Source organism: uncultured Rothia sp. (assembly GCF_937976295.1).
Taxonomy (GTDB): domain Bacteria; phylum Actinomycetota; class Actinomycetes; order Actinomycetales; family Micrococcaceae; genus Rothia.
Window position 1 is genome coordinate 1 of the sequence record NZ_CALJRY010000020.1, and the last position, 11,693, is coordinate 11,693.

Annotated in this window: 10 protein-coding genes; 7 read left to right on the forward strand and 3 right to left on the reverse strand. The window is 53.9% G+C overall.

The window, feature by feature from the left end; genetic code table 11:
* Nucleotides 1-642 precede the first annotated feature (642 nt).
* Both Q0216_RS00490 and Q0216_RS00495 read right to left on the reverse strand, forming a co-directional pair.
* The gene (locus Q0216_RS00490) at nt 643-1,467 is read right to left on the reverse strand and encodes an ABC transporter permease (RefSeq protein WP_298591999.1); all 825 of its coding nucleotides are present in this window, start codon (nt 1,465-1,467) and stop codon (nt 643-645) included.
* 110 nt (nt 1,468-1,577) lie between these two features.
* A complete protein-coding gene (locus Q0216_RS00495) occupies nt 1,578-2,711 on the reverse strand; it encodes an ABC transporter ATP-binding protein (protein ID WP_298592001.1) in 1,134 nt (377 codons plus the stop codon).
* Between the two features lie 176 nt (nt 2,712-2,887).
* Here Q0216_RS00495 and Q0216_RS00500 point away from each other — a divergent pair, with 176 nt between their 5' ends.
* The 7 genes from Q0216_RS00500 (at nt 2,888) to Q0216_RS00530 (ending at nt 11,170) form a co-directional block, all read left to right on the forward strand.
* Nucleotides 2,888-3,766: a metalloregulator ArsR/SmtB family transcription factor gene (locus tag Q0216_RS00500; RefSeq protein ID WP_298592005.1), complete on the forward strand. Its 879-nt coding sequence runs from the start codon at nt 2,888-2,890 to the stop codon at nt 3,764-3,766.
* Between the two features lie 213 nt (nt 3,767-3,979).
* Nucleotides 3,980-5,437 carry a Fe-S cluster assembly protein SufB gene (gene sufB / locus Q0216_RS00505; protein WP_005506110.1) on the forward strand — a complete coding sequence of 486 codons (1,458 nt, stop codon included), beginning with the start codon at nt 3,980-3,982 and terminating at the stop codon, nt 5,435-5,437.
* Nucleotides 5,437-6,711 carry a Fe-S cluster assembly protein SufD gene (gene sufD / locus Q0216_RS00510; RefSeq protein ID WP_298592009.1) on the forward strand — a complete coding sequence of 425 codons (1,275 nt, stop codon included), beginning with the start codon at nt 5,437-5,439 and terminating at the stop codon, nt 6,709-6,711. Before sufB ends, sufD begins: the two co-directional genes overlap by 1 nt.
* 19 nt (nt 6,712-6,730) lie before the next feature.
* Nucleotides 6,731-7,489, forward strand: coding sequence for a Fe-S cluster assembly ATPase SufC (gene sufC / locus Q0216_RS00515; protein ID WP_298592012.1), 759 nt, complete (start codon nt 6,731-6,733; stop codon nt 7,487-7,489).
* A 39-nt stretch (nt 7,490-7,528) separates the two neighbouring features.
* Nucleotides 7,529-7,858, forward strand: a complete 330-nt coding sequence (locus tag Q0216_RS00520; RefSeq protein WP_298592014.1) for a metal-sulfur cluster assembly factor — start codon at nt 7,529-7,531, stop codon at nt 7,856-7,858.
* A gap of 156 nt (nt 7,859-8,014) precedes the next feature.
* Nucleotides 8,015-9,040 (forward strand): SIR2 family protein, encoded by a 1,026-nt coding sequence (locus Q0216_RS00525; protein ID WP_298592016.1) that lies wholly within the window; start codon nt 8,015-8,017, stop codon nt 9,038-9,040.
* Nucleotides 9,041-11,170: an Ltp family lipoprotein gene (locus tag Q0216_RS00530; protein ID WP_298592019.1), complete on the forward strand. Its 2,130-nt coding sequence runs from the start codon at nt 9,041-9,043 to the stop codon at nt 11,168-11,170.
* Nucleotides 11,171-11,240: 70 nt separating this feature from the next.
* Here Q0216_RS00530 and Q0216_RS00535 read toward each other — a convergent pair.
* A partial coding sequence (locus Q0216_RS00535) for an HD domain-containing protein (protein ID WP_298592022.1) occupies nt 11,241-11,693 on the reverse strand: 453 nt, incomplete at its 5' end.

Genomic DNA, 11,693 nt, shown 5'->3' on the forward strand with positions numbered 1-11,693 from the left:
CGGTAGGTGCGGGGAGCCTGGAGGTTTGTTTCGACCCTTTCGTTTTAACAGGATAGTTCACCGGGCGGCAGTATCCGGTGTGTGAATGCAGACATTCACAGGGTGATACGGGCTGTTATGCCTCTGCTGACTGGTCTTTCCGGGCGCGGGCTGGTCTCTTCGGGCGTGGAGTGGGTACTTTTGGGCGGTATTGCTGAGCTTGTGGCTGAATATTGTTCAGTAATGTAACAATTTTTGTGTAAGTGGTGAAGCTCATGTTAAGGTTGAGCAGGAAGGTTGCAGACCGAAACAGTGGTTGGGTCGGTCTGCATCTCGGTGATTGAAGCCCCTCCTCCGCGTAAGAACCGTCGATTATCTTACTGTGGTGGTGAGATAAAAGGTTCTGGAGGAGGGCGCTATCTTTTAGTCTCAGACCGTACATTCTGTGTGCGGTTGAGGCTAAAGGTTTGTGTTATATGAATGGGCGCCGGATATGTCGGAACATATCCGGCGCCCGCCTTTTTAACCTGCGGCTTAACCTGTGCCTTTTTGCCTGTGCCTTTTTTACCTGTGGCTGCGACTGTCAGGGGTAATCAGGTCGCCTCTAGTCAGGTCGCTTTTAGTTGAGTTGCCTTTAGCTGGTTGCTTTTAGCTAGGTCACTGCTAGTCGGACCACTTGAACTTGCGCGAGGCAATAAAGCCAATGACCACGGTCCACACGATGATGACCCAGTGCGGTTCGGCAAGCCACTGATGCTGAATGAAGTTGCCGCGCAGCGCATCGCCCAGAGCTGCCGAGGGCGACCACGCCACGATTCCGGCGTACCAGTCGGGGAAGGACTTCAGCGGGAACACCACGCCGCCGGCACCGGCAAGAATCACCCAGGCGATATTCACGATGGCGAGGGTCGCCTCCGCGCGGACCGTACCGGCAATGAGCAGCCCCAGCGCCGTAAACGCGCCGGCACCCATGACCATCGTGATGATGGAGCGCGAGACGGCGATAGCGTCCGGGCGCCACCCCAGGCCGTACCCGAGCACCGCCACCAGCGTGAACTGAATCGCCACGACCACCAGCACCGCAATGCACTTGCCCATAATCAGGCCGTTACGGCCCAGGGGAGTGGTCGCCAGGAACCGCAGCACGCCGTAGCGGCGATCAAAACCGGTGGCAATGCCCTGACCGGACAGCGCCGTAGAAATCACGCAGAGCGCCAGAACGCCGGGGACCGCCGCATCCATGCGGGATACCCCGACCGAGTTCGCGTACTCATCAATCAGGCCGGTGAACCGCAGGGCAATGAGCGCCATGACGGGAAAAATAATGTTCAGCATCAGCTGCTCGCCGTTGCGTAGCATCGCCATGGTTTCGTAACGGCCCTGCTCAATGACGCGCACGAGCGGGTAGTTCGCGCGCGGGGGAATGTACTCCTCGTCTTCATCAATAGAGGAGACCTTGGGACGGGTGTTCGCGGGGCGTTCTTCCATTCGGGTCCCTTCCGCTCGGTTCTCGTCTGCTCGGTTCTCTTCTGCCGGGTTTTTTACAGCGTTTTCGGCAGCGTTTTCTACAGCCCGGTTGTTGGTGCGTGCGGTGTTGCTCATCGGATATCACGTCCTGAAATGTCGAGGAAGACATCCTCAAGGGTCTTCGGTTCCATGGTGAGAGAAATCGGCATGAGGTAACGCTCGGCGAGTGCCGCGGTGAACGCCGCCAGGTGCTCGGGGCGTAGCGCGCCGACCAGCTCATACTCGCCGGGCACGGCAGGGGCGCCGTCATGCGCCGGGGTGTAGGGCACCTTCTCGATGAGCTCCACGCCGGCACGCAGATGCGCGGGCAGTAGCTGCTCACGGGTGGGGGTGGGTGCGTTCAGGCTGTACTGCAGGCGGTTCGTGCCGTCGCTGGCGATGAGCTCGGAGACGGTACCTTCCTGAACCGTGGTGCCGTTTTCAATGATGTACACGTAGTCGGCGAGCTTCTGCGCATCATCAATCAGGTGCGTGGTGAGCACAATGGCGGTGCCGAGTTCACGCTGTTCACGAATGATATCGAAGACGACGTTGCGGGATTGCGGATCCAGACCCGCGGAGGGCTCGTCGAGGAAAAGCACGTCCGGGCGGCCGATGAGAGCGGCAGCCAGGGAGACGCGCTGCTTCTGACCACCCGAGAGGCGGCGAATCGTGGTGCCGTTGAAGGCATCAATACCGAGGCGTTCTGCGAGCTCTTCGACCGGGTACGGGTCGGTGTACATGGTGGAGATGTGTTCCAGCAGCGGGATGGGGTGCATGGCGTTGGGTAGGCCGCCGTCCTGGAGCATAATGCCGACCTTGGCGCGCAGCTCCGAGTCCGCCTGTAGCGGGTTTTCTCCGAGCAGGCGCACGGTACCGCGGGTGGGTTTGAGTAGACCCTGCGCGCAGGCGAGGGTCGTGGTTTTGCCGGCACCGTTGGCTCCGAGCAGGACGACCACCTCACCGGGGAAGACGCGCAGGTTGACCTTGTTGACGGCGCGGTAGAGCCCGCTGGCGGTGAGCCGTTCGGGGTATTTGGTGCGGAAGGCGCGTGAGGGTTTGAACTCTTTGATGAGGTCTTTAATGCTGAGCGCAGGTTCTTCGGCGACGATGCGTCGTCGCGCGGTAGGGGAGGCGCTCGGCTCCGTGTAGCGCTCAGCGTGTGCCGCTGGTGCGGCGGATGCACGCCCCGGCTGGTCCTGCTGGCCCGCGGTGGTGGTCTCCATAGACAGTCACTTTCGATTTTTTCGATGAATGAGCGTGTGTGCCCCCTTCATCTTATGCCCTAACTCACGTTTAAGGCACGTCTGTTACGACTCAAAAGTTCACCTTAAGGTAGAAAAGTTATCAAGTAGGGGCACCTAACTAGCCAAGGAAAAACTAATTAGGACATAATTTATTTGTGTATTCCGTGAATAAGACCCCTCAGCGCGCCTCAACGAACGAGGCGCAGACCCGAAACGGCACCCGAACCGCCGCCTCGGGCTCTACTGGTGCTTCCAGTACAAAGTCCTCCGCGGCACGCACATCCAAGCGCAAAGCCGAGGCAGAAGAACGCACCAGGGACCGCGTCCTGCGCGAAGTCCTCAACAACGGCCCCGTATCCGCCGCAACCCTCGGTGAGCTCCTCAGCCTCACCCCCGCAGCGGTACGCCGCCACCTCGACGCCCTCGAATCCAACAACATGATCGAGGTCGCGCCCATCAAAAAGCACGGCGCCGGAGCTGGACGACCCGCCCGCCGCTACGTGATCGCCCCCCAGGGCCACGAACGCCTCGGTAACGACTACCTCATCATCGCCCGCGAAGCCCTGCAAATGCTCCGCGACACGGTCGGCCAGGAAGCCCTCGAAGCTTTCGCCTCCGCCCGCGCCGCAGAAATGGAAGCCCGCTACCGACCCGTCGTAGAAGCCGCCGGTGACGATGTGGCAGCCCGAGCGCAGGCGCTCGCAGAGGCAATGAGCAAGGACGGTTTTGTGGCGACCGCTCAGGTCACCGCGCCTCCTGCAGGACGAACTGTTCCCGAGCATTTCCTGGCAAGTATTCAGCTCTGTCAGGGTCACTGCCCGGTACGCGACCTCGCTGGAGACTTCCAAGTGTTCTGCGAGCAGGAAACCGGGATTATTTCTGATCTGCTCGGCGTTGATGTCCGTAGGCTTTCAACCATGGCTTCGGGTGCTCATGTGTGTACCACGCACGTGCCCCTGAACCGCGTTACCGCCGAGAGTGAGAAGAACGCAGAAGAATCCATAGAGAAACCTTCGGAGAAATCTTCCGCGTAACAATCACCGCAGTACACGATTACCGCAGTACCCAGCGGCACACCCCGATGAGCTCCTCAAGGGTGTGACCCGCACGCTGGAACCCGCCCGCAACCGCACCGCGTGCACCGCATCATGCACTGTGGTTGAGCGCGGCATCAGCCCCCTCAACTACCGCGCCTGCAACCGGCAGGTGGCGGCAAGAAATGTAATAACCATCGAAGAAAGGCCGTAATGACTGAGAAAGTTGGGCAGAACGCCAACGACACCGTCATTTCAGAGATCCTGGAGATGAACCCCGAACTCGAGGGCATTGGCAACTACGAGTACGGTTGGGCAGACTCCGACGAAGCAGGCCAGGTAGCAAAGCGCGGCCTGGACGAGAACGTCGTGCGCGACATCTCTGCAAAGAAGAACGAACCCCAGTGGATGCTGGACATGCGTCTGAAGGCGCTGAAGTTCTTCGAGCGTAAGCCCATGCCCACCTGGGGTGCGGATCTTTCCGAAATCGACTTCGACAACATCAAGTACTTCGTGCGCTCGACCGAGGGTCAGGCGGCTTCTTGGGAGGAACTGCCCGAGGACATCCGCACCACCTACGAGCGTCTGGGCATCCCCGAGGCGGAGCGTAACTCCCTCGTCGCGGGTGTGGCTGCACAGTACGAGTCTGAGGTCGTGTACCACCAGATCCGCGAGGACCTGGAGAAGCAGGGCGTGATCTTCGTCGACACCGACACCGGTCTGCGCGAATACCCCGAACTGTTCAAGGAATACTTCGGCTCCATCATCCCGATTGGTGACAACAAGTTCTCCGCACTGAACACCGCCGTATGGTCCGGTGGCTCCTTCGTGTACGTTCCCCCGGGAGTTCACGTGGAGATCCCGCTGCAGGCGTACTTCCGCATTAACACCGAGAACATGGGCCAGTTCGAACGCACCCTGATCATCGCGGACGAAGGCTCCTACGTTCACTACATTGAGGGCTGCACCGCCCCCATCTACAAGTCCGACTCCCTGCACTCCGCAGTGGTTGAGATTGTGCTGAAGAAGAACGCACGTGTTCGCTACACCACCATCCAGAACTGGTCGAACAACGTCTACAACCTGGTGACCAAGCGTGCGGTTGCGCACGAGGGCGCCACCATGGAATGGGTGGACGGCAACATCGGCTCCAAGGTCACCCAGAAGTACCCGGCTGTTTACATGGTCGGCGAGCACGCTAAGGGTGAGACCCTGTCCATCGCATTCGCGGGTGAGGGTCAGCACCAGGACACCGGCTCGAAGATGGTTCACATTGCACCGAACACCTCCTCGACCATCGTGTCCAAGTCCGTGGCACGTAACGGCGGCCGCAGCGCATACCGCGGCCTGGTTCAGGTTCGTGAGGGCGCTAAGCACTCCAAGTCCTCCGTGGTCTGTGACGCACTGCTGGTGGACACCATCTCCCGCTCCGACACCTACCCCTACGTGGATGTCCGCGAGGACGATGTGACCATGGGTCACGAGGCGACCGTTTCCCGCGTCTCCGAGGACCAGCTGTTCTACCTGATGCAGCGCGGCCTGAGCGAAGAAGAAGCAATGGCGATGATCGTCCGCGGCTTCGTTGAGCCTATCGCCCGCGAGCTGCCGATGGAGTACGCACTCGAACTGAACCGCCTGATCGAACTTCAGATGGAAGGATCTGTGGGCTAATGCCGACCAACGAAGAAACCCTGGGTTACCACTCCCCGATCATCCCCGGCATGGACCAGGAGGGCGAGAAGCTCGCCACCGAGTTCGCCCACGATGACACCCTGTACCGTGCCACCGAGGCACACCACCAGGGCTCCAACCCGAACAACGTCCAGAAGGTACTCGAAGCATCCCGTGCAGAGCGTAAGACCTCCTACAACGTGGAGGACTTCGCATCCCTGACCGGTCGTGAAGAGGACTGGCGCTTCACCCCGCTGAAGCGTCTGGGCGGTCTGCACCTGGAGAAGCTGACCGGCACCGCACCGGCACCGCAGATTACTGCACCCGAGCAGGTTCAGGTTGAGACCGTCTCCCGTGAGGATGCACGCATCGGCTCCGCGGGTATCCCCGAGGACCGTGTGGCAGCGAACGCGTGGTCCAGCTTCACCGAAGCAACCGTGGTGACCATCCCCGCCGAAGCTGAACTGGCTGAGCACGTGGAAATCGACATCACCGGCACCGGCAACGAGGCTGCCGCGCAGCACATCGTGGTTGAGGCTAAGCCTTTCTCGAAGGCTGTCGTGGTTCTGCGCCACACCGGCTCCACCGTCCTGGCACAGAACGTTGAGTTCGTGGTGAACGACGAGGCTGAGCTGAACGTTGTTTCCGTGCAGCAGTGGGCTGACGACGCAATCCATGCCTCCGCACACTACGCTAAGCTGGGCCGCAACGCACGCTTCAAGCACGTTGTGGTGTCCCTCGGCGGCGACCTGGTGCGCGTGACCCCCTCCACCAAGTTCACCGCTCCCGGTGCTGAGACTGAAATGTACGGCCTGTACTTCGTAGACGCTGGCCAGCACATTGAGTCCCGCCTGTTCGTGGACCACTCCGTACCCAACTGCAAGTCCCGCGTGACCTACAAGGGTGCGCTGCAGGGTAAGGGTGCGCACTCCGTATGGGTTGGTGACGTTCTGATTGGTAAGGATGCGGAAGGCACCGACACCTACGAGCTGAACCGTAACCTGCTGCTGGAGGTTGGCCCCCGCGCCGACTCCGTGCCGAACCTGGAGATTGAGACCGGCCTGATTGAGGGCGCCGGCCACGCATCCACCACCGGCCAGCTCGATGAGCAGCACCTGTGGTACCTGCAGGCTCGCGGTATTCCGGAGGCTGAGGCACGCCGTCTGGTCGTGCGCGGCTTCCTGAACGAGATCATTCAGCAGATTCGTGTTCCCGAACTTGAAGAGCAGCTCACCGAGGCCCTTGAGGCAGAGCTCGCCCTCAGCAACAACTAAGCTTTACCAGGAGAAATCAATGTCTACCCTTGAAATCAAGGACCTTCACGTCTCGGTTATCCTCGACGACGAAACCACCAAGCCCATCCTGAAGGGCGTTAACCTGACCATCAACTCGGGCGAGATTCACGCAATCATGGGCCCGAACGGTTCCGGTAAGTCCACTCTGGCTTCCACCATTGCTGGCCACCCCAAGTACCAGGTTGACTCCGGTCAGATCCTGCTCGACGGTGAGGACATCACCGAGATGAGCGTGGACGAGCGTGCACGCGCAGGCCTGTTCCTGGCGATGCAGTACCCGGTTGAGATTCCCGGTGTGACCATGTCCAACTTCCTGCGTTCCGCTAAGACCGCTGTGGACGGTAAGGCTCCCTCCCTGCGTACCTGGACCAAGGACGTTAAGGAAGCCATGAAGAACCTGGAGATTGACCCCGACTTCATCACACGTAACGTGAACGAGGGCTTCTCCGGTGGTGAGAAGAAGCGCCACGAGATTCTTCAGCTGGAGCTGCTCAAGCCCAAGTTCGGCATCCTGGACGAGACCGACTCCGGTCTGGACGTTGACGCGCTGAAGATCGTGTCTGAGGGCGTGAACCGTGCGCACGACGAGAACGACATGGGCGTCATGCTGATTACCCACTACACCCGCATCCTGCGCTACATCAAGCCGCAGTTCGTGCACGTGTTCGTGGACGGCAAGATGGTTGACCAGGGCGGCCCCGAGCTGGCTGACCGCCTGGAAGAAGAGGGCTACGTAGCTTACGTGGGTAAGAAGTAAGCTTCTATCCTGACCGGATTTTGACAGAAAGATAGGACTATGACTGAGACTTTGCAGAGTCGTGTTCCTCAGGAAGAGATTGAGGAAGCACTCAAGGAGGTCATTGACCCGGAGCTCGGCGTCAATATTGTTGACCTCGGTCTGCTCTACGGTCTGCGCTGGGATGAGGATGGAACCCTCATTCTGGACCTGACTCTGACCACCGCAGCGTGCCCGCTGCAGGAGGTTATTGAGGAGCAGGTTCAGGCTAACCTGGATAACCTGGTTGATTCTTGGCGTGTGAACTGGGTTTGGATGCCGCCGTGGGGCCCGGAGCGTATTACTGAGGACGGCCGCGATATGATGCGTGCGCTGGGCTTCAACATCTAAGCTCCTGACTCGTAAGTAAAGTACCCGCCCGGTGCGGAAGGTGTATGCCTTCGGCACCGGGCGGGTATTTTTGTGTGTTTTAGGGGCTTTGACCGTACACCATGATGAAGCTATATTGAGAAGGATATTGTTAACCATATTTCCATAGGAGGGGATATGCATATTCTGGAAGAGATCCGCGAGGTTGCGGTCAGCAAGAATGTGAATTTTCTGATTGGCTCAGGGTGTTCATCGGGTGCGATTGGCACGATGAATACGTATTGGCAACAAGCAAGTAAAAAGAATAATCATAACTTAATTGAATGTGGCGATGGTAAGTATTGTTCAGACTGCAGAAATGAGGGGAATAAGCTACTTACGGAAGATATCAAGAGGATAAGTAAAATGATTCTTGAGAAAGACGAAAGTGTTGAAGAAGCTACTCTTGAGAAAATACAAGATGTTTCCAAAGCATACATTTCTTTTATCCAAGAAGTCATTAATTTAATGAATAGAATGAACTCTCGTCAGAATCCTCGAAATATTAATATTTTTACAACCAACTACGATCTTTTTATTGAAAATGCCCTTGATGAGGTTTCTAAAACTGATACATTTGTTATTAATGATGGGGCACGGGGATATTTTAAGAGGGTTCTAGACAGTTCAAACTTCAACCGAACTGTTTCTTATCGAGGTCCTTTCAATAATTTTGTGGATGAGATTCCCAGTATTTCACTTATTAAGCCCCATGGCTCGGTTAATTGGGAAAAAACAACAGATGATGAGATAGAGATTAAAGCGGAGGTTGTTGAGGACTCTGTTATTGTTAAGCCTAATGGTGATGAACCTCGAGAGACGTTTGAGAAAAACTATTTTCATGATATGTTGAGGATTTTCCAAACGGAGCTGGATAAGCCTCAGAGTGTGGTATTCGTGATTGGATTTTCTTTTCAGGATATACATATTGCTAAAATGATGCAACGAGCATTGCGGAATAAAGAGCTGAATGCGTACATATTTTGTTACTCAAATAATACTGAAGGCACCATTTGTGAAAACCTGAAGTGTGGTTCTAGTGATATTAAAAACCTAAAGTTTATTCGGCCAGGGGATATTCAATCAGATGGGCCCATGGGAAAACGGGAAAGTGGTTTAACGCTAGAGGTTGTTACGAATATTCTAAAGTCTGGAGCTAAGTAGATGGATAAGTATATAGGTATTGTTATTTCTGTCGATTCTGCTATTGCAGAGGTGGCTATGTATGACATGGTGAACGATGCCAATATTTTATGGGAGGGGCAGGTTCTTCCTGGTCCTAAGGTTGGTTCATTTATATCCATTCTTCAGGGTAATGTCAGAATTATTGCAAAGGTCATTTCAGAAAAAATTATTGACCAGCAAAATTCTATTGGTAGCAAGGAATTTGATAACCGGTATTCCAAGGATTCTATTAACAGGGTTATCAAGGCTAAGAGTATTGGTACTGTAAAGGGCGGTAATTTTCAGGTAACATCGCGATACGTCCCGATGGTTGGCAATAAAGTATCTTGGATTAGCCAGGATGACTATGCTGCAATGTATGCCTTGGGTGAGAATGTTCCCTCGCTCCGTATTGGCGAGGACCTTCTAGGAGATCAGGAGGTCAATATCCCGATTGATCGTATTTTTGCTTCACATATCGGTGTTTTTGGAAACACTGGTAGTGGTAAATCAAATACCCTGCACCGCCTGTATCTCAATCTTTTTAAATCGGAGTATGGGGAATATTCGCTAGAGAATTCAAAGTTTATTGTTATTGATTTCAATGGCGAGTACTCGAATAATAATTCCTTTGGAATTGACATTGAGGGGCCAAAAGAAGTTATAGATCTTGGCGCAGAAGAAGCTGACAATAATAAGCTAAAAGTATTAGAGGATGATTTCTTGGATCCTGATCTACTTTCTAATATATTTAGTGCCACAGCAGCAACACAGGCACCTTTTATTAAGGGAGCGATAATTAAATATATCAATATTCGCAACAGAGGTGGAAGTTACGGTAATTTCTTTGTTGGCGCTTTTAGGAAAATGATTCAGTCTGGCCAAGGAGTCGTTAAGAATTTTATTGATGAATGGGCTGATGTGTGTTTTGATCTGACGAATAATTCTGAGCATGAAAGGACTCTTAAAAATATATCATTCCATTCAAAGCAGGGAATATTTTACATAGACTGGGATCCTTCTATATTATATTTTAATGAAACTAGTCACGTGGATATATTTAATGAAAGTATTTTGGAAAAAATAGCTGGCCTGATTGACCAAAAATTTAATCAACTTGAATTTTTTGATAAAGTGAAATATTTTCTTAAGTTTTCGAAAATTTACGCATGTTTTTATAATGCTAAACAGAAAGATTTTCTGGAACCCCTGTTTAGGCGCATTGACGGAGTAATAGCATCTCTTGTTGATGTCGTATCGATTAGTTCAGCCCCAGAGGATTTGTCTAGTAGTCGCGCGGGATTAACTGTTGTAAATCTATTGCATGTTGATAGGATGACTAAAAATGTAATCCCTATAATTCTTTGTAAGTCTGCATATCTCAATCATAAATTAATTAATTCCAGTAGAGAAAATACTACCCATCTGATTATTGATGAGGCGCATAATATTTTGAATGCTGGCTCAGGTGAAGTTGGTGATTATTGGAGAGATTATCGACTTGATATATTTGAAGAAATCATTAAGGAAGGTAGAAAATTTGGCTTTTATCTGACACTTTCCAGCCAGCGGCCAGCAGATATATCACCAACAATCGTTTCTCAGATTCATAACTATTTTATTCACCGGCTCGTTAATGAGATTGACCTGCGAATGATTGAAAGGACAATGCCAACGCTGGACAGGGCATCCTTTGATGTGATTCCAACCTTGGGTAAGGGCGAATGTGTTGTTACGGGTACTGCATTTTCGTTGCCTGTCTTCACCGTTGTTGATTGGGTTGAATCGGACCCCAGGCCTCATAGCGATGACCTGGTTCTTACAGACCTATGGATAAAAGCTGAATATAAGGATGCTTTGAAGAAAGCAAAGGACCATCCCCTTGTAAAGAAAATTTCTAAACAGGGCATGCGTAACTGGTTGACCAGTGAGCCTAATCTGTTCAGTCCAGAAGCAGCTCAGTGGACTGTAGACAATATGAAAGCTGACTGGAAAGCCAATGCTTTGGAAAAAGCAAAGAGCTGTCAGGGCACCCCTGAGGAAATCTATTCGCATCTGATTTCAGATGAGGTAGGATTCACTGAGGAAGAAGCTGGTTACGCAGTCTTTCAGCTGAAATTCAACAGGTGATTATTTATAGAAGCCGCCCGGCATGGAACACATTCCATACCGGGCGGCCTCTATATTGTCAGCTTTGAACCTAGTCGTTCAGGTGCAGCAGCCTCAGCGAGTGCTCATACTTGATCATCAGGGTCGTGCGGGTCGGCTCCGGCAGCAGCGCCAGACGGTGCGGGTCAGTATTATCCGCAATATCGGCAAGCTTCACCAGACGAGCCAAATCATTCACACGCACCCGGCTCAGATACGACTCACGCGACTCACCCGGGCGGCGGGTCAGGGCATCAATCGCATCCACAATACGCGCCGAGAAATGACGCGCCAGATACGCGAGGGAAACGCCGGTATCCTCCACCGTGTCATGCAGCAGCGCCACAATCTGCGCTTCAGCCTTCAGCTCCTCCAAAGACACATCGGGGTCAGTTGCGGCAGCCATTTCAGACACAAGCTTACGCGCGCCAAGAGCCACACGGCGAGGGTGGGAGATATAGGGCCAGCCGTTACGATCAGTCTGCCCCTCATGCGCCTTATCAGC